Source organism: Wolbachia endosymbiont of Bemisia tabaci, from assembly GCF_003999585.1.
In the GTDB taxonomy this organism is placed as follows: Bacteria; Pseudomonadota; Alphaproteobacteria; order Rickettsiales; family Anaplasmataceae; genus Wolbachia.
Map to the genome: position 1 here is coordinate 854,138 of NZ_CP016430.1, position 19,450 is coordinate 873,587.

Below are 19,450 nucleotides of genomic sequence, written 5' to 3' on the forward strand. Positions count from 1 at the left end.
AAACCAGCATAGTGAAAGTTAAAATGTGAAAGAAATAAGAGAGCAAACTGAGAGAGAATTTATAAAAACTCAAAACGGGATGAAAATAGAGACAATTACGCTTCTTGGTAAAAATCAAAATAGTAATCAAGGTGAAAAACATCTGATATACTTCATTGGCGGAAATAGAGCATTAAGTCCTAGTAAAGATTATTCCCAAAATTGGAATTGGGCCACAGAGTAAGGGATAACTGTACATCTTTTTAATTATCCTGGACTTGGTTTAAGTAAAAACAGTTCATTGATACGTAGCAATAGAGTTAAATCTGGTATAGCAGTTGTAACTAACTTGTTGGAAAAAGGTATAAAACCAGATGATATTATATTGTTTGGAGACTGCCTAGGTGGACATGTGGCTGCAGAGGTTCATAAAAATTTTAAGTGTAAGGATATACATTTAAGATGCATCGTTAGCAATGCTGCAAGTTCACTTAAACAAGCTTCTCTTTATTATTTTGGATTCTCATAGCAAAATTAAAAATTTTTCTTGCTCCGATAATCAAATTGGTACTAAAGATTTTTGGCTGCCACTGGAAGACATATAAAATCGTAAATTCAATTACTCCTTATACAATGTACTTTAATCGAGAGGGAGATAAAACGATAAAACAGCCAGCGCAACTTGCAACAGAAATAGAAAAAATAGATCAAAGCGGTAGAAGGAAAGATTATCAAAAAAAAGAAATATTTGAAGATTTTGAGGAATATGAAGGCTTTTTTAAGCAGCATACAACATTAAGAAAGAATGATAAATGTATTGATTCTAAAAAAGCTGATAAAGATATACATAAATTGCCAATTACGTGTTTAAAGTCTTCCAACAAAACTGATTACACTTTTCCTGAGTTGATTAGTTTATATATTCACATTACAGATGAATATTTTTCTAAATATGGCTCATTAAATAATGAAGAGAAGATTAAAGCATTTAAAGAAAGTAAATTTTATAAAGATTTTTCAAGCTGTAAAAATTCAAAGGGCTTTTTGCATAATCACATGAAGAAGCAAGAGATGTCATTTCAGCATGTGATAATAGAATCTAGGGAAAAAAGACCTTTGTTAACAAGTTAAAGAAGGCTAGTTGCTCTTAACTTGACGCGTATGCTTTCTTCAATATTTTAGCCATCTGTATCTGTTCAGATGTATGCAAATATTGAAACCAGTGTTTCTTTTCTTATCATCCGAGTAGCTTACACTGGGATCCAACTAAATTGGTGAACACTTTACAGCATTTTTGATGGAAAGGACTAGATGCCAGTGTCAGCTACTTTTGTGACACCCATTTAGGTGTCTTTTCTCATCCACCTCATTTTGCTGCTCTGCTGAACAGATACAAATAAATTTGCCAAGTAAGTTTTTGCAGCTTGCGTTCTATTATAAGTATTTCATACCACTGCGGTACTAACGAGTGGCAAAATGATAGCAAATCCAAGTTTTAAATTTTATTTTCAATAACGAAATTTGGCACATCTTGCTACACTTCCAGTTTTTATTGTATAAAAGAGGCTTCTGTCTGTGTCTGACATGAAGCTAATGTTATTCTCCCTCTTCCTTGTCCTGGATTTAGCTTGTCAAACGCGTGGTTGAAATCTTCCTTATTCACTACTTTGGACTTTCTTTCAAGAGCAGAGTGTATTTTTGCTTCATTGACTAATTGTTCTAACTCAGCTCCAGAATAGCCTTCTGTTTTTTCTGCAATATCTTGAATATTTAGCCTTCCATCAGTTTTTGTATTTTTGGTATAAAGCTCCAATATCTTTTGTCTCGTTTCCACATTTGGATTAGGTATATGAACCCTTTGACCTAAGCGTCCAGGCCTAATAAGTGCTGGATCTATCTCATTGACCAGGTTAGTTGCACCAATTACTATTATATCTTTTCTGCTCTTAAATCCATCTATTTCAGTTAGTAACTGTGTTAAGCTCTCTCGACAGTGGTAAGCTGAGTTATTAGCGGTACTTCTTTTTTGCGCAACTGCATCTATTTCATCTATGAATACTATACAAGGAGAATGTTTTCTCGCTACTTTAAAAAGCTCGCGTACAGCATGTGCACCATGACCAATATATACTCCAATAAGTTCTGGACCTGAGATACTTATAAAATTCATATTTGATTCACCTGCAATTGCGCGGGCGATAAGTGTTTTACCATTTCCAGGAGGGCCGTGCAGTATATAACCTTTTAGTAAGTTAATACTTTCACTTCCAAACATCTCACGCATTTCTTCTGTCATTTGGTTACAGCAAATAATCTGCAATCGTTGTTTTAAGGAATCGTCAATTATAACATTAGCAAATGTTGTTTTATTATCTGAATTAGCTAATTCTATTTCTATAGGCAGCTCTACTTCCTTCATTTTACTAAATACTTGATCATATATAAACCAAGCGATAAAAAAGAAAACAGTGAGCAACACAGCAGGCATAGCTTCGCTAATATAATGTGCAGCCAGCTCATATCCTTTACTGAGCAACATTGCATGCATATAGGCAAACAAAAGAGCAATAGAGACCATAATTGCTATGCATAGTAAACAGATAGCAATTCTTTTGAGTAATTCTGAAATTTCAATTTTTTTCATCTGACTGTCTTATATCGATTTTAAATTGAGAACAATTTTATTTGGATTAAATACTAAAAAGTATACTCTTACACTTCTTTGAATTCTACTAAATTCACTTTTAAAAAGCAATTATAATATACTTTGTGTGTGGTTAAGATAGCTCTGGAATAGTATAAAGGACTATGTCATCATTGAAGAGAAATTCATCTGTTGTTTCGTACTCTTTATTAATTTTATAAGAATCATAAACATCGTAATCTGCTTTTCTATGGTAATCACAATATTGAAACTTACCCTCGGTTTTTCAACACATCATTATATTTTATATCCTTCTGCTTATCTAAGTCTTCTTTCCCATCATAGTAAGATTTTCTAAGATCTTCACCATGTTTTGATAATATCCTCAAAGCTTGCATTTTATACTCTTGACTATTTTGATATTCATTACCTTGTTGATCAGAGTAAGTCAGCTTAACCTGCCCATCAGTAGTTTTTACTACCTTTAAAAAATGATATTCCTTTGATATATCGAGGTTATCATTTGTTGCCCTATTAAAAGCACGAGCATAATCGTAAAATGACACATGCTCTACAGCAGAGAAACTTCCAACGTTTTCTCCATCTATTTTTTCTATATTTGCTTTATAATAGGATACATCTTTAATTTCTCCACTCACTATTTCTTGACCGGTTGCTATAAAATCTCCTTTTGTAACTTGTAGGGCATTAATTTCTTCCATAGCAGTTTCCGTATTATTAGAAGCCAGCCAGCCTTTGAAGGAATCATTATGACCTTTTATTTGGTCTAGAAAATTTCCTGATTTATTTGCATCACCTTTACATAAAGCATCTAGGTAGTCTCTTAATAAACTAGGATCTTTTTCCTGTAAGTACATTATCAACGCATGACCAGTTTTATACACTAAACTGTTTTCTTCACCATTGGCTGAGTATTGTAAATTTAAAATTCCACCTAGATCCAAATTTGTGGCTTCAGTTTTATCAATGCTTGACCCTTGAGCATTGAACTTGTGATCTGAATGATGTTCAAAGTAATCTGCAATTCCCTCCATTAATACTGTAGGTAGAGATTTTCCTCCTGTAGCCAAGTAAGTTAAACCATGTGCAAATTCATGCTGAAGGTTATGAACGCCACCTTGCTGATAGACATACATCTCAGCAAAAATATCAGCTTCTCCTTTGTAGTAACATTTACCACCTTCATCTCCAAGGTAAGAACCAAAACGCTTGCTTCCACCAAGGTGAGTGTAATCAGCCTTATCATCAAACACATAAATTTTGAATGTTTGTTCTGAGCTACCAGGCTCCAGCTTAAATGCATCTTTAAAATTAGTAGCTGTTTCTCTTATCTCACTTTCAATGTGAGCAACTTTACTTGCTCTTAAATTATGAGAATAAACTTCTACTTTAATATTTAAATCTTTAACTTCTATGATATGCTTGTTGTTAAAATATTCATCTTTAGATATATTTTTATTTACTTGTCGATTGATTGTCATTACTTTAACCCCTAGTTTATTAGTCTTTACAATATCAAGCATAAAGTGACTCATCTGAAAAAAACGTAAATTCTCATATTAGTATAATTTGTATCTTAATAAAAAAGTATAGATAGTTAACTTAATATGTAACATTTAGAATGTGGCTAAAATTCTATAGCTAACCTTAGGTGGCTGCTAACAAGTAACGGAATTATAAATATTAAGAAATTTATCAATTTTAAAAAAGGCAAAAAAATCCCTATGTAGCGAGTTTTGACCCTATAACAATGTAAATTGGCGTTGTAATAATGTGCTAACAAGCGCGATTTAGCTGAATGTAGAAAAAATAAAAAAAGCCGCTATAATTTTTATGTAATTTGCCAATAAATATCTGAGTTTTTTACTGAATTTTTGTTGTTGAACCCAAAAACAAGGATAAATACTCTTATTGGTATGATAAGGAAAGTGGGAAGGTTTGTCAAGGAGTTTCATTCAGCAAGAAGTCTAAAAGCAAATTGACTTTCATTTCACTGAAGCACTATACTAAAGCTACGATGGGTAATTAGCTCAGTTGGTAGAGCACTTGCTTGACGTGCAAGGGGTCGCTGGTTCGAGCCCAGTGTTACCCACGTTTTTTTGCTCATAAAAAGATTTTATATGACAGCAGTGCACAATGGCAAACACTCAATAGCAGAGTCCAAGCGCTTAATTTATTCCATAATAATAGTTGCAATAACAATGCTTATGGAGATAGCAGGTGGAATAATTTCACATTCGCTTGCTCTACTATCAGATGCAGGGCATATGCTCACTGATCTTTTTGCCTTGATTTTAAGCTGGATAGCGCACAAATTTTCAGCTAAGAAATCTGATTTACAGAGGTCATATGGGTATCACAGATTGCAGATAATTGCAGCATTTGTTAATGGTTTAACTCTATTTCTCATTGCAGCGGTCATTATAATTGAATCAATAAAAAGATTTATTTTTCCAGTCAATGTTGAATGGAAAGTAATGTTAATAATTGCTACACTTGGCCTAATTTCTAACATTATAGTCTTTTTTATATTACATAGTAAATGTGAAAGCAATATAAACATAAAAAGTGCTGTATTGCATGTTATAGGAGATATTTTAGGTTCTGTAGCTGCTATACTTGCATCCATAATTATCATGTTTACCGGATGGCAAATAGTGGACCCTATTTTGTCAGTATTTGTCAGTGTAATAATCTTAAGCAGTGGCTATAAAATTCTCAAGAATTCTTGTCATATACTTCTTGAAGGTACACCCGAAGGTGTATCCGCTGAGGAGGTAAAAAGTGAGATTGTATCTAAGTTACCTGAAGTGATAGATGTGCATCACATACATGCATGGTCACTATCTGATAATTATTTTATACTTACTATGCATGCCAAGATAAAGCAAAATGGACAACACACTAATATTTTGTATGAGATAAAAAAAATACTATTAAATAGATTTGAAATTGCACACTCTACAGTTGAAATTGAATACGATGAGTGCGTAGACAGTAAAATACTTAAGCATTGACATTTATAGCCTATTTGTTATTACTACAATATCATAATATTATAGAGAGTAGGCTATGATAGGTATTTCTCAAATACAATTTCCTGGAAAGGATTCTTACAGATTAAAGACAGCAAGTTACTTCGCAGCTTTTGTTTCTTTAAGCATTTTAGTTAATCCTGCCAATGTCTTTTTATCTTTTGCCACATTGTTTTTTAGATCTGAAATAAAAACTTATTTGTCAAGGAGTTTCATTCAGCAAGAAGTCTAAAAGCAAATTGACTTTCATTTCACTGAAGCACTATACTAAAGCTACGATGGGTAATTAGCTCAGTTGGTAGAGCACTTGCTTGACGTGCAAGGGGTCGCTGGTTCGAGCCCAGTGTTACCCACGTATTTTTGCTCATAAAAAGATTTTATATGACAGCAGTGCACAATGGCAAACACTCAATAGCAGAGTCCAAGCGCTTAATTTATTCCATAATAATAGTTGCAATAACAATGCTTATGGAGATAGCAGGTGGAATAATTTCACATTCGCTTGCTCTACTATCAGATGCAGGGCATATGCTCACTGATCTTTTTGCCTTGATTTTAAGCTGGATAGCGCACAAATTTTCAGCTAAGAAATCTGATTTACAGAGGTCATATGGGTATCACAGATTGCAGATAATTGCAGCATTTGTTAATGGTTTAACTCTATTTCTCATTGCAGCGGTCATTATAATTGAATCAATAAAAAGATTTATTTTTCCAGTCAATGTTGAATGGAAAGTAATGTTAATAATTGCTACACTTGGCCTAATTTCTAACATTATAGTCTTTTTTATATTACATAGTAAATGTGAAAGCAATATAAACATAAAAAGTGCTGTACTGCACGTCATAGGAGATATTTTAGGCTCTGTAGCTGCTATAGTTGCATCCATAATTATCATGCTTACCGCGGATGGCAAATAGTGGACCCTATTTTGTCAGTATTTGTCAGTGTAATAATCTTAAGCAGTGGCTATAAAATTCTCAAGAATTCTTGTCATATACTTCTTGAAGGTACACCCGAAGGTGTATCCGCTGAGGAGGTAAAAAGTGAGATTGTATCTAAGTTACCTGAAGTGATAGATGTGCATCACATACATGCATGGTCACTATCTGATAATTATTTTATACTTACTATGCATGCCAAGATAAAGCAAAATGGACAACACACTAATATTTTGTATGAGATAAAAAAAATACTATTAAATAGATTTGAAATTGCACACTCTACAGTTGAAATTGAATACGATGAGTGCGTAGACAGTAAAATACTTAAGCATTGACATTTATAGCCTATTTGTTATTACTACAATATCATAATATTATAGAGAGTAGGCTATGATAGGTATTTCTCAAATACAATTTCCTGGAAAGGATTCTTACAGATTAAAGACAGCAAGTTACTTCGCAGCTTTTGTTTCTTTAAGCATTTTAGTTAATCCTGCCAATGTCTTTTTATCTTTTGCCACATTGTTTTTTAGATCTGAAATAAAAACTTTTTACGTTTATAAAGACATAAAAGCTGCAAAGCAGGAAAAAATAAGTAAAAAGGAATATTGGGAAATATTTTTTGAGAAAAATAAAATTAAGATAGCATCTTTCCTTTTATTTTTTGCTTCTGTAACATATCTAACCTTTACGACTACTTTTCTACTCGTTTCGTTACTTGCAACAATACCACTTGCAATGGTTTTAATTCTATTACAAAGTGAATTAAGGCCAAAGGATTTTAATCCATTTACGTTACTTAAAGCTGCTATAAATTTCTTTTTAGAAGGCATAAAAGAAAATACTCGCAGTATGACAAATAAGTTTGATGGTACTTATGAGCATTTACTACCCCATCAATTAAATAATGATATCATTAAAAATATTGACAAATTAAAAGATAAATATACTGAACAAGTATCTGAAGACACTATTAATAATGAGGGATTTAAAGAGTTTATTGAATATATAAATCACTTACATATGCTTGATGGCCAACCATTTAGTAATGAGAATAAGGGAAAATTAGTAATGTTTTTGCAAGATTTTTGCAAAGGTAATGAGAAACATAGCTCTGGTTTCACTGGTGGACAAATTCTTCTGTTAGTTCTTAGAGCCTGCAATGATGGAGATAGAGAAGCTGTAAAAAATAAAAAAGACGCGTTGATTGCAAATTTACTAGATAGCCAAACTTTCTCTAGAAAAGAACGAATTCCTAACACATGTTTTACTGGTGTTATCTACAGAATGTTAAGTACATTAGAGGGTATTCATTCCGATCCAGAGATTAAATTTACACCACCTAGACAAATGCTCCTTACAGAAGCAGAAAATGAAGCACGTAAGTTTATGTTAGACAGGCTAAAAAATAAGAAGAACAGTAAAGAAATTCTTAGGACTTGGCATAACGCCCAAAATAATTATGAAGATGATAAAAGTCAAAAAATAGTTGATGATTTTATTGCAGAAGTAAGTATTTCCTTAATGAGAAATTTACTGAGTTTTACTTCTCAATATAGTGAACAAATTGTGCTGACGTTAATGAAAAATATTAACTCTGTAAAGTTAAATAAATTAGAGCATTATGCGCTGTTTCAGCACATAACAAATAAACTACAGGGGGATGGTTTAGACGATCAACTCGAAAACATCAAAGGAAAAGTCTTTTTGGAGCTTTTAAACCAAAATTTACTTAGAACAGATTTTTTTCTCAAGGACTCATCTTTAACTGAAGCTAAGAGAATAGCTAGCAAAATAATAAAAGAAGAAGTAAAAGAATTAAAATTGAAAGCCAAGAAGACTATTAAGGGTCAAGTGGACAGAATGTTAGATAGTTTAAGAATGTTACCACTAAAGAAAAGGTGTCACAGAGTATACACAGAACTGAGTAAAAATAATAGGGATGGGAAAGAAGAAATAAAGAAAATTCTGCAAGAAAAATTAGCAATAACAGAAGCAGTAATGAATGATATGTTAAAAAAAGAAGCTTCATGCAAACTGAAGCTAGAAGCTGAAGATATGTATAGTCAAAATAAGCACGATCTAACTTCACTTTATGAAAAAATAAAAGAAGTGAAGCAAAGATTTATTGAAGATGGACTTTTAACACCTCAAGAAGTAGAGAGTATAACAAAAGCAAAAATTATAGACTTAAATAAAGAAGACAAAATAATGCCATCAAGCAGCTTATCTCGTAATTTAAGTGTTAATAACCTAGCAGTACACCGTTTATAAAAACCTGTGTTCCTTGCTTTGCAGAAGATTTGCAATATTTCTATAGTGCTTCAAGAAAATTAATATTGCTACAGTAAGTAGTGTAAGAAATAAGTCTTTTTGAAAAAAGAAAGATGCTAATAAAGCTGCTGTAGTAGAAATCAAAGAAGCAAGGGAAGAATATCGAAAAATAAAAAATACTACTAACCAAACAAATACAAACACTAATGACAAAGGGATACTGAGTGTTACCAAAATCCCTAAAGTTGTTGCAACCCCCTTTCCTCCGTTAAACTTCAGCCATATAGGAAACATATGTCCTAGAACTGCTAAAACAGCAGATGCATATATATACATATCGTTACTATCAAAGAATTGTTGTGCTATATAAACTGCGATAAATCCTTTAAATGAGTCCAGAAACAACGCCAAGGCAGCAAGGAATTTGTTTCCTGTCCTTGCAACATTTGTAGCACCAATATTTCCAGAACCTACTTCTCTTAAATTTATTCCTTTTATTTTTGTAATAATTAAGCTAAACGGTATTGAACCGAATACGTAGGATAATATAAGAATTATATATTTCTCCATTATTCTAGCATCCTCTCTCTTGTCATCCCAGTGTGTGACACTGGGATCCAGCGAACTTTGTTCGCAAACGAATCTAGTAGATAAATATAAAATTTTACATTAAAACATAACACTATGGTGGAACTATATGCAAAATAGATCCCAGTGTCACACACTTGGATAACAAGAGAGAGTTTTGGGATAACAAGAGGGAATTTTGCTATGAAAAGAAGATGACACTGGAATGACATCTGTTGTTGTACTTTCATATGCCAAAATTTAATTAATTTTATTATTCCTCAGCCTTTTTAGGTAACACTGAACTTCATCATTAATCTGATTACTAAATAGTATAAGTGCTGTCATATTGATGAGTGCTAAACAAGAGAATAAAGCCCCACCAATATTAGCAATAACCATTATATCTTTAGAAAGACCAGAAAAAAATGCAACCACTACTACTGCTATACGGTATATTACTATACTTTTTGCACCAAACAGATACAACCACCCCATCTCACAGCAATAGACAAACGAAATTACCGAAGAAAAAGCAAACAAAGGTGCCGCTATCGTTAAAAGTATAGGAAACCAAGAAGAAACTGTTTCAAATGCTTTTTGGGTGATCAATATTCCCTCACCAACACCGGTTTGGTATGCACCTGTTATTACTATTGTTATTCCTGTTAAACAACAAATTAACATCGTATCAAAGCATGGTTCTATCATCGCAACCAGTCCAGTTCTAACTGGCTCTTCATCCTTAGTTGCTGCATGAGTAATTGAGGCAGAACCAACACCTGCTTCACTGGCAAAAATTGCCCTTTGAATTCCAGCAACAAACGCTCCTACTACTCCTCCACCAACGGCGTTGAAGTCTATCATACTGGAAAACAATATTTTTAATGTATTGCCAAAGTTGTGAATATTAAATGCAATAATTGTGAAACAACTCAAAATATATATAAGTGACATAATAGGTACTAATGCAGAAGATACTCTAGCTATTCTCCTAATTCCACCGATAATCACTAGAGCAAGTAGCGTAGAAATTATAGAAGAAAGAAACCAAGGATGACTATCCACCCAGTTTGAATAACCAGATAATATTGAAACCATTTGGTTAGTTTGAAACGCTACACTTCCACCAAGACCTGATAACACAAAAAATGCTGCATATACTGCAGCCAATACAATACCAAGTTTTTTAAATCCAAATTCTTCTAGACCATTTCTTATATATTGAAAGGGACCACTGAATAACTGATCTTGACCTTCTGTTCTGTGTCTGAATGCTAAAGTCACTTCAGCAAACTTTGCTGACATACCAAAAAAGCCTGTAATCATCATCCAAGGAACTGCTCCTGGTCCTCCCATTGAAACTGCAATTGCAACACCAGCAACAGTTCCAAGGCCTACAGTACTTGAGAGTGCAGTCACAAATGCCTGAAAATGTGTAATGTGACCATCGTGATGATCTGTATCATATTTTCCACACAAAATGGCGAATGCATGCTTAAACATCCTTATGTTGAGAAACTTAAAACGCAGTGTTAGGAATACATAACCAAAAGCTAAAAGAAGAATTATAAATGGCACATAGAAGATTTTGAAAAATAATACTTCATTCATGAAGTTGTTTATTCCACTTAATACAGCATCATAGCTTTCGTAAAAACCTGAAGCTGCATAGACATCACTAAACAATAGGCAAAATGATACAATATAAAGCAATCTATAAATCATGTTCAATACCTTTTGTAATAAGAATCTATTGTATTTAAAACTTCCCTTCTCAGTAGATATATCGCAACAGCATTTGGAATCATAAGGCACATAAACAGGCTATCACCTAAATAAGATATAAATTCTATATTTTTTGATATACAGCTGATATAAACTGAACCCGCTATAAAAAACTGAAACAATATCAGTACTTTTTTGTTACCAAATAAGTACACTAGTGCAACTTCACAGTAGTAATAGTAAGCTATTATTGTGGAAAATGCAAAGGAAAACATTATCAGCGGAAGAGCTATCTTGCTCAATAAAGGCAAGGCTGTTGAAAATGCTGAGCTAACTAACGTAATATCACCTACGGTATTAGTGCTATGCATATCGGTGATAATTATCACAATACCAGTCAAAAATGAGACTAATATTGTGTCTACAAATGGTGCAATCATTGCAACACTCCCAACTTTAACTGGGTCTTTCTCTTTCACAATCGAATGTGCTATAGCTGCTGTTCCAGTGCCCGCTTCATTAGCAAACACTGACCTTCTTACCCCTGCTATTAATCCACTCAATACTCCACCTCCTATAGCTGATTTGTTAAAGATATCTTGAAATATTATAGATAGAGCATTCAGTAGATTATTTCCGTTTACATAGATTAAATATATACACATGCCTATATATAACATTATCATGATCGGTCCTAAACCTGTTGCAACTAAAGCAATTCGCTTTATTCCTCCCAGTATTACAATTAATACAAATAGCGAGATAATAACAGATGTGTTGTATTCAAATAAGTTACTTGACAACGCTGCAATTTGATTTGCCTGAAATGGTATGCCGCCTAGAATCATTGCAACAAGCAGCATAACTGCGTAGATAAATGCAAGGAATTTGCCAGTCTTCATAAATCCAATCTTTGCAAGTCCATGTTCCATATAATAAAAAGCCCCACCAGTTGTGTTTTCAGAGCGATGAGTAAATGCAAGCACTACTTCAGCAAATTTTATTGACATGCCAAGTACCCCGGTAATTATCATCCAAAAAACTGCACTTGGTCCCCCTATTGTAATAGCTATTGCAACTCCTGATATTGTTCCAAGACCAACTGTTCCTGAAATTACCGTTGCAAATGCCTGAATGTGGGTGATTATGCCGTTATTATTATGGCTCTCTAGGTTGAATAGTGTTTGTATTCCATATTTGAACAACCTAAAGTTAATGAATTTGAATCGAATCGTACAAAAAACCCCAGTTGCAATTACCCAAATAATTATAAATGGTATGTTGAATATCTTTATATATAAAAAAGAGTTTAATAGATCAATTACTTTTATAATCATGCTGCTCACTATTTTTTATATAGCTGACTATTTTTATATAGCTGACTATTTTTATATGCGTAATGTATATAAAGTCCGGTACTTATTGGAATAGTCAAGATATAAACTGCACCTAAAATTGGTAGTGTTATCCAGGGCTTACTTATAAAAAATATGATCAATATTCCAAAAAATGACACAAATATATAGGATAAACTTTTAGGGACATAAATGTATTTTGCAGAGAAAGTTGGAATATGACTTATCGAAAAAAATGAGATGGTCAAAAAGTAACAAGCTGTATTCTTTACGTTAAAAAATTGCTCTATAAGAAGTAGATATTCACTTTCATGAGATTGAAAGGTAATAATTATTGGAAACAGAACAAGTAAAGCGCATACAGGAGCTGGAACACCAGAAAAGAAAAATTTTTTCCAGTATAATTGCTCTAAATGTAGCGAAACATTGAATCTTGCAAGTCTTATTGATATGCAGATTACATATATCATTACTAAAATCCATCCTACAACTTTAATTTCATTTAACTTCCAAAAATATAAAAGAAAAGCAGGTGCTGAACCAAAATTTAGAAAATCTGCAAAAGAGTCAAGTTGTGCTCCAAAATCGCTAGTTGATTTTAAAATTCTGGCTATCCTGCCATCCATTCCATCTATTATTGCTGCAATGATAATAAAAATTGCTGAAAATTCCCATTGTTCATTAAATGTGAATTTAAGTGAAGTAAGGCCAGCACATAAACCCAGTAAAGTTATAAAGTTTGGGAATAACTTGGTAATAGGTAAGGATTTACCGTTACTTTCATCGTTATTCATACAATGTCAAAAGTAAGCTTCTCTTGTTTATTAAAATCTGCTATAACTGTCTCACCGCCAATGACAGTTTGTCCTTCTGAAACTCTTACTTCTATACCAATAGGAATATAAATATTTACTCTGCTACCAAATCTTATAATTCCAAATCTTTCACCTGCTTTTACGCTATGAGATGTCCTCAAATTACAAACAATGCGGCGTGCAATAAATCCAGCTATTTGTTCCACAATGATTTCTTTTCCCTTTTCATATTCAATCACAATAATCTGCTTTTCATTTTCATTACTGGATCTATTACTCATTGCAGAAACAAACTTGCCTTTTTTATAGTTCATTTCCTTTATCGTACCAGATATTGGTATACGATTCACATGGACATTCAAAACGCTTAGAAATATGCTGACAAGTGTAAATTTCTTTTCTCCTTCATTCTCTTCTGATAAAGAGTAACTAACTTCTTCTATCTTTGAAATCACACCATCAGCGGGGCTTAATATAAAATCCTTATTGCTTGGTACAGTTCTTGCTGGATCACGAAAAAAATAGGTACATAATAACGTTGGAAATAAGCAAGTAATTCCAGCTCCCCAAGATATAGAGAATGCTATACATGTTACGATAAAGGAAACAACTATAAATAAGTAACCTTCTCTGTTTATATTAGGCAAACCAAAGCACATAATTTATTCTCGATAATTCATTATTAACAATTTATCATTTATAATTTCTCATGAAAAGCTTTTTTTCACTTCTTCACTTTTGGAATGCTTATATAAGCATTAATGGATATTAAATCTTTAATAAAAATTAAAGATTTTTAGCTGTTGTTAATATTATTTTAATAAAAAATTAATAATAATTCTTAATAATATATGAATTATTATGTTCGCAATTTCGTATGACAGGGGAAATAGAAAAAGATGAATCTCCTTCCTTATACGTTGCAATTAAGGAAGGTGATATTGAAGCTACAGAGCTGCTAATAAAGTCTGGTGCAAACGTCAATGATAATTATGAACGTAATCGTACGCCACTGCATGTTGCTATCGGGCATAAGCAGTTTGAAATAGCGAAATTGCTGATAAATAAAGGAGCAAACGTTCACGCAAAAACTGAAAATCATGGTAAAGACGACTTAACACCAATGCACCTTGCAATTTTTGCAAACACGCCAGAGTTTATAGAATTGCTAGCTAGCAATGGTGCGTCAATTGATGAAAGAGAAATCACTGAAGGACATACACCTCTTCACTTCGCTGCTTTATATGGGAATAAAAGTGTAATACAAGCCTTAGTTAATAAGGGACAGAATATTGAAGATATTGATAATAATGGGCGGACAGCTTTATTTTTAGCTATTAGGCAATGCACTGGAGCAGAGGGTGATAGCAGAATAGAAGTTATTGAGTATTTGATAAATAAACTCAAAGCGGACATAACGAAAAAAGATAATAATAACAACACAATACTTGTTTCTGCTGCTAATAATTGTCCTGGAAAGGTAGTGAAACTTATCATTAAACAATATATAGAAAGCTTTGGTAGAGATCAGTTGAAGAATTTTATCAACCATAAAAATAAAGATGGAATGGATGCTTTGGATATTGCGCTCAACAGTGAAAATGAAGAAGCCATTGAAGTACTTAGATTATATGGAGCAAGTATTGAAAAGATAGAAGGTGAAAGTCGTCTATTTCGTGCAGTAGAAGAAGGTAATATAGGAAAAGTGAGCCTTCTTTTAGAGCAAGGAGCAAACGTTAATATAAAAAATGGAAAGGGGCTTACTCCTTTAGATATTGCGATGCGGGAAAACGATCAAGACATGGCTCGATTTCTAAGAGAGAATAAAGCAAAAACAAATTTAGAGATAAAAGTTAAGTTAGCAGCATTAATTACGCTAACTATTATAACCTTCAGCTTAGCACTAGTAGTGTATTTTATTGTGAAAGGTATTAAAGAAATTGCTGCACAAAAAACAGGCAGTACTCTCAATAATGTAGAAAGTACAAAGATAGAACCTCCTATCAAGCAAAAATAAAGCTTTTTACAGGTAGTTGATAAGTTTCTTGCTTTATTTACATTCTTTCTATAGTATGATATATTAATGTTAGAATAGGGTATGTTTGCAGGTCAAAATAATAATCAACAGCAAAATAGAAATAGAGCACAGGCTTTAATAGAAAGAGTGCAAAATGCTTACAACAACACTAATAAAATTAAAAGATTCATTAATATAGTTTTATTAGTAAGTATGATTCCTTCATTTTTTCTTCTTGTACAGCTCTCTTTGTATTTATCATTAGTAAATTATTTTTTCAAACCAAGGGAAAATGAAAAAAGATTATCAGCGTGGCCAAAAAATGTTATTAGAATAACATTAAGCATTTTTTTAATTATACACATTATCAATTCCTGTGTGCTTTTGGTACTGTCTATATTGTGCTTATGGTTGCTAAACAAATCACTCACTGAAGAAATACAGCAGTTTAACGATTTAATACAACAAATTCCAGAGGAAGAAAGGGGCCTTTTTGCTGCTGATATAGTCAATATTCTTCCCTTTGCTGCGCAAACTACTCATGATCCAAGTGCAGTTGCTAGTATAAACTTGAGTGTTGATAGACTCATAGAAAAGTATAAAGAGAATTTAAGCAAAGATGAATTCTATGTACAGCTAAATAGAGGCAACACAACCGACATTGAAGAGTACATCAAACAGTCAAATGAATTTACAGAAGGCGATAAATCTCATGCACTTGAATGCTTAAGATTTATCAATAGAACAGGAGATAATTTTAAAGACAATCATAGTAAGTTAACACTGAAGCAAGCAGCTATTTTATGTTGGAAAGCCTGCAATGATAGAAATACAGGAACAGAGAATCAAAGAACTCCTTTGAATGATGAAGACATAAAAAACAGAAAAGATATGTTTTTAAAAGGTCTTGTAGACGCTGCAACAACTTACGGTAATCAAGGTCAAAGTTGTGCAGGTGGAACATACAATAAATTATTTGAGTCTTTATCTGGCTTACATCCATCAGTGGTTATTACACTCGATGGAGAAGAGGCTAGAGAAATGATAAAAGAAACGATCACACAAAAATTCCCTGAAATGGCCAGAGCCAATTTCACCAATTTCTCTGGAACAGAACAAGAAAGGATCCGTAGCGAGTTACCAGAGTTATCATCTGAAACAGTAAGGTATATTATGACTACGCATTCAGCTCTTGAGAGAAGGTGTCAAGAGTTCAGCAATAGATTAAACAATGATAAAAAGAATGAAATATTAGAAGAGTGTATGAGCAACTTATCCTGTGTTAAATTGGAAAATCTAAGTGGAAGGAAAAGGTAAATTGTATTTGATTGTAGCCATTTATCTTAAAATATGAAGCAGAGTTTTGGATTATTTGAACTTAAGTTTATGTATTGAAATAACATGTAAAACCACTTCGTGTAGGTGATGTATTATATTTTATCTACATGTCAAGGATCCTTCTTTCAACCTAAAGATGTTGCTAATCAGCACATACAAATGTAATATTAATTAATATTTATAAATAAAGCAATTCCATGGAAAGTAACTACAACGCTGACGCAATAAAAATCCTAAGAGGTCTTGATGCTGTAAGAAAGCGTCCGGGTATGTATATTGGTGACACTGATGATGGATCAGGCTTGCACCATATGGTGTATGAGGTTGTTGACAATGCGATAGATGAATCTTTGGCTGGTTATTGTAGTAAGATTGAAGTTAGCATAAATGAAGATGGTTCAGTTTCTGTAACCGACAACGGTCGTGGCATTCCAACAGACATTCATCCAGAGGAAGGAATATCAGCAGCAGAAGTAATAATGACCCAACTACATGCAGGAGGTAAATTTGACAGCAATACCTATAAGGTTTCCGGAGGATTACATGGTGTTGGAATTTCAGTTGTTAATGCGTTATCGAGTTGGCTGGAATTAACCATCTGGCGCAATAAAAAAGAACATTTTATGCGCTTTGAAGATGGTGAGTCTGTTGAATCTTTAAAGGTAGTCAATGAAAACACAAGTAAAAGAGGAACTAGAGTAACGTTTATGCCATCAACGGGGACTTTTAGTAGTATTGATTTTAGTTACTCCACTCTTGAGAGTCGCATCAGAGAATTGGCATTTTTAAACTCAAATATTGAGATCATTTTGTGTGATCTCCGTAATAAACCACATGTAAAGTCTCATTTTAACGATAGTAAAGAGTCTGAAGATAATTTTGGTACAGCTAATTTTGTACGGTACTTAGACAAGAATAAGACACATGTTACTAAAATTGCCAGCATTAGAGATAATGTAAAAGATCTAGGTACCAGTGTAGAAATATCAATGGAGTGGAATGATTCCTACTATGAGAATATGCTATGCTTCACAAATAATATAAGACAACGGGATGGTGGTACGCATTTGGCGGGGTTTAGATCTGCACTAACCAGATGTATCAATAACTATGCAAACAATGAAGGTTTTTTGAAGAAGGCAAAAGTGAATTTGACTGGAGAAGATGTTAGAGAAGGCTTAACTTGTGTTTTATCTCTCAAGATGCCTGATCCTAAATTTTCTTCACAGACAAAAGATAAATTGGTCAGTTCTGAAGCGCGGGCAGTTGTAGAGAGCATAGTTTTTGACAAGTTGAGTACAATACTTGAAACTGACCCCAAGTTAGCAGCAAGTATAGTAGAAAGAGCGATTAGGTCAGCAAAAGGAAGAGAAGCCGCAAGAAAAGCACGAGAGTTAGTTAAAAATAAAAACAATATTAATATTGCAACTCTACCTGGAAAGCTTGCCGATTGTCAGGAAAAAGTTCCTGAGTTATCGGAATTGTTTATAGTAGAGGGTAATTCCGCAGGTGGTACTGCAAAGCAGGGACGTAATCGTAAAACACAGGCGGTACTTGCTTTAAGAGGGAAAATTCTAAACGTAGAACGTGCAGGGCTGGATCGTATTTTTTCATCTGCAGAAATTGGCTCTCTGATCACGGCAATTGGAGCTGGAATAGGGAGTGAGCACTTCGATATTGAAAAAACTAGGTATCATAAAATTATCATTATGACAGACGCAGACGTTGATGGCTCGCATATAAGAACTTTGATTCTAACTTTCTTTTTTAGATATATGCGTGAAGTAATTGAGAAAGGATATTTATACATAGCGCAGCCACCGCTCTATAAAGTTACAAAAAATGCTAAAGATACTTATATCAAAGATGATGAAACTTTTGAAGAGTATATAGTAAATTCAGCGATTAAAAGATTAACATTAAATGGTGTAGGCAAAGATTTGCGTTTCGTTTTGAATAAGTGCCTCAGTATTTCAAACATTAGCAAAAATTATGATAGGGAAATACCAAAAGATCTCTTAGAATCATTGCTAATTTTAAGCAAAAAGAATGCTCTATTGTCTGCTGATGAGATATTAAAATATTTAAAATTGATGTATAGTGAATATAATTGGGAAGTAGAAGTAAAAGATGAGGAAATTCACATTGCTAAATTGTTTCAAGGGTTAGCAGACAAATATGTATTCTCGCTTAGTATGCTTGAAAGCAAAGAAATACGGAATATATTGAGTTCTCTTGATAACATAATTGACTTATTTAATGGTGATTCATTTTTACAGTTGCAAGAAACTGAAATAAAAATAAAGTCTCCAAGTGCACTCGCAAAAATAGTGATGGATTATGGTAAAAAAGGTTTAACTCTGCAGAGATTTAAAGGCCTTGGTGAAATGAATGCTGATCAGCTTTGGGAAACTACACTCAATCCAGAAACTAGAACTCTGTTAAAAGTTGAAATAAAAGATTGTGAAGAAGCAGATAGTATATTCTCGGTGTTAATGGGTGATATAGTTGAACCACGTCGTGACTTTATAAATAACAATGCACTTAACGTACATGATGTTGATATTTGATTTTAGAAACGCTAAACCCTTATGGCTTAGCATTGTGTGCCAAGCCGGCTATTTAAAACATACTACTAACCAATCCATTTCAGAAATCTGAATTGATCTCGGTTGTATTCCCATTTTCGATCATAAATATATAGATTTTCTTCCCTATTGTTGTTATAATTA

Annotated in this window: 11 protein-coding genes, 2 tRNA genes and 4 pseudogenes; 10 read left to right on the plus strand and 7 right to left on the minus strand. The window is 33.1% G+C overall.

What is annotated here, in order from left to right:
• The first annotated feature begins 25 nt into the window (after positions 1-25).
• Positions 26-1,110: pseudogene (locus BBB02_RS06850) on the plus strand (alpha/beta hydrolase).
• Between the two features lie 418 nt (positions 1,111-1,528).
• Here the strand turns inward: BBB02_RS06850 and BBB02_RS04150 are convergent.
• Together BBB02_RS04150 and BBB02_RS04155 are read right to left on the minus strand one after the other, a co-directional pair.
• Entirely contained in the window at positions 1,529-2,623 is a 1,095-nt protein-coding gene (locus tag BBB02_RS04150; protein WP_127464072.1) for an AAA family ATPase, read from the minus strand.
• A gap of 272 nt (positions 2,624-2,895) precedes the next feature.
• The gene (locus BBB02_RS04155; protein WP_245970070.1) at positions 2,896-4,167 is read right to left on the minus strand and encodes a surface protein-related protein; all 1,272 of its coding nucleotides are present in this window, start codon (positions 4,165-4,167) and stop codon (positions 2,896-2,898) included.
• A 496-nt stretch (positions 4,168-4,663) separates the two neighbouring features.
• Between BBB02_RS04155 and BBB02_RS04160 the strand changes: the two genes are divergently transcribed.
• The 5 genes and pseudogenes from BBB02_RS04160 to BBB02_RS04180 all read left to right on the plus strand — a co-directional run bounded on the left by BBB02_RS04160 (position 4,664) and on the right by BBB02_RS04180 (position 8,898).
• Positions 4,664-4,736, plus strand: a tRNA-Val gene (locus BBB02_RS04160).
• Between the two features lie 28 nt (positions 4,737-4,764).
• Complete coding sequence (locus BBB02_RS04165; protein ID WP_127464073.1) at positions 4,765-5,661, plus strand: cation diffusion facilitator family transporter; 897 nt, start codon at positions 4,765-4,767, stop codon at positions 5,659-5,661.
• A gap of 298 nt (positions 5,662-5,959) precedes the next feature.
• Positions 5,960-6,032 (plus strand) — tRNA-Val (locus tag BBB02_RS04170).
• A 28-nt stretch (positions 6,033-6,060) separates the two neighbouring features.
• Positions 6,061-6,959: pseudogene (locus BBB02_RS04175) on the plus strand (cation diffusion facilitator family transporter).
• Positions 6,960-7,014: 55 nt separating this feature from the next.
• Positions 7,015-8,898 carry a hypothetical protein gene (locus BBB02_RS04180; protein ID WP_127464074.1) on the plus strand — a complete coding sequence of 628 codons (1,884 nt, stop codon included), beginning with the start codon at positions 7,015-7,017 and terminating at the stop codon, positions 8,896-8,898.
• Here the strand turns inward: BBB02_RS04180 and plsY are convergent.
• From plsY to BBB02_RS04205, 5 genes are all read right to left on the minus strand, one after another.
• Positions 8,893-9,468, minus strand: a complete 576-nt coding sequence (plsY, locus tag BBB02_RS04185; RefSeq protein ID WP_127464075.1) for a glycerol-3-phosphate 1-O-acyltransferase PlsY — start codon at positions 9,466-9,468, stop codon at positions 8,893-8,895. The genes BBB02_RS04180 and plsY overlap by 6 nt on opposite strands.
• A gap of 258 nt (positions 9,469-9,726) precedes the next feature.
• Complete coding sequence (locus BBB02_RS04190; RefSeq protein ID WP_127464076.1) at positions 9,727-11,193, minus strand: alanine/glycine:cation symporter family protein; 1,467 nt, start codon at positions 11,191-11,193, stop codon at positions 9,727-9,729.
• Between the two features lie 2 nt (positions 11,194-11,195).
• Positions 11,196-12,530 carry an alanine/glycine:cation symporter family protein gene (locus BBB02_RS04195; protein WP_127464077.1) on the minus strand — a complete coding sequence of 445 codons (1,335 nt, stop codon included), beginning with the start codon at positions 12,528-12,530 and terminating at the stop codon, positions 11,196-11,198.
• Positions 12,531-12,538: 8 nt separating this feature from the next.
• The gene (locus BBB02_RS04200) at positions 12,539-13,342 is read right to left on the minus strand and encodes a CDP-alcohol phosphatidyltransferase family protein (protein ID WP_127464078.1); all 804 of its coding nucleotides are present in this window, start codon (positions 13,340-13,342) and stop codon (positions 12,539-12,541) included.
• Complete coding sequence (locus tag BBB02_RS04205) at positions 13,339-14,022, minus strand: phosphatidylserine decarboxylase (RefSeq protein WP_127464079.1); 684 nt, start codon at positions 14,020-14,022, stop codon at positions 13,339-13,341. The genes BBB02_RS04200 and BBB02_RS04205 overlap by 4 nt, the downstream gene beginning before the upstream one ends.
• 218 nt (positions 14,023-14,240) lie before the next feature.
• Here BBB02_RS04205 and BBB02_RS04210 point away from each other — a divergent pair.
• The 4 genes and pseudogenes from BBB02_RS04210 to gyrB all read left to right on the plus strand — a co-directional run.
• A pseudogene (locus tag BBB02_RS04210) lies at positions 14,241-15,146 on the plus strand (ankyrin repeat domain-containing protein); the annotation flags it as partial.
• 12 nt (positions 15,147-15,158) lie between these two features.
• Positions 15,159-15,380 (plus strand): annotated as a pseudogene (locus tag BBB02_RS06750) (hypothetical protein); the annotation flags it as partial.
• An 81-nt stretch (positions 15,381-15,461) separates the two neighbouring features.
• On the plus strand, positions 15,462-16,697 hold the full coding sequence (locus BBB02_RS04215) for a G protein-coupled receptor family protein (RefSeq protein ID WP_127464080.1): 1,236 nt from the start codon (positions 15,462-15,464) through the stop codon (positions 16,695-16,697).
• Between the two features lie 218 nt (positions 16,698-16,915).
• Positions 16,916-19,288: a DNA topoisomerase (ATP-hydrolyzing) subunit B gene (gene gyrB, locus BBB02_RS04220; protein WP_017532447.1), complete on the plus strand. Its 2,373-nt coding sequence runs from the start codon at positions 16,916-16,918 to the stop codon at positions 19,286-19,288.
• Positions 19,289-19,450: the final 162 nt, after the last annotated feature.

Coding starts and splice junctions, on each gene's coding strand:
- plsY (WP_127464075.1), bottom strand. CDS start 9,468: ATGGAGAAATATATAATTCTTATATTATCCTACGTATTCGGTTCAATA.
- BBB02_RS04165 (WP_127464073.1), top strand. CDS start 4,765: ATGACAGCAGTGCACAATGGCAAACACTCAATAGCAGAGTCCAAGCGC.
- BBB02_RS04200 (WP_127464078.1), bottom strand. CDS start 13,342: ATGAATAACGATGAAAGTAACGGTAAATCCTTACCTATTACCAAGTTA.
- BBB02_RS04215 (WP_127464080.1), top strand. CDS start 15,462: ATGTTTGCAGGTCAAAATAATAATCAACAGCAAAATAGAAATAGAGCA.
- BBB02_RS04180 (WP_127464074.1), top strand. CDS start 7,015: ATGATAGGTATTTCTCAAATACAATTTCCTGGAAAGGATTCTTACAGA.
- gyrB (WP_017532447.1), top strand. CDS start 16,916: ATGGAAAGTAACTACAACGCTGACGCAATAAAAATCCTAAGAGGTCTT.
- BBB02_RS04155 (WP_245970070.1), bottom strand. CDS start 4,167: ATGCTTGATATTGTAAAGACTAATAAACTAGGGGTTAAAGTAATGACA.
- BBB02_RS04195 (WP_127464077.1), bottom strand. CDS start 12,530: ATGATTATAAAAGTAATTGATCTATTAAACTCTTTTTTATATATAAAG.
- BBB02_RS04205 (WP_127464079.1), bottom strand. CDS start 14,022: ATGTGCTTTGGTTTGCCTAATATAAACAGAGAAGGTTACTTATTTATA.
- BBB02_RS04190 (WP_127464076.1), bottom strand. CDS start 11,193: ATGATTTATAGATTGCTTTATATTGTATCATTTTGCCTATTGTTTAGT.
- BBB02_RS04150 (WP_127464072.1), bottom strand. CDS start 2,623: ATGAAAAAAATTGAAATTTCAGAATTACTCAAAAGAATTGCTATCTGT.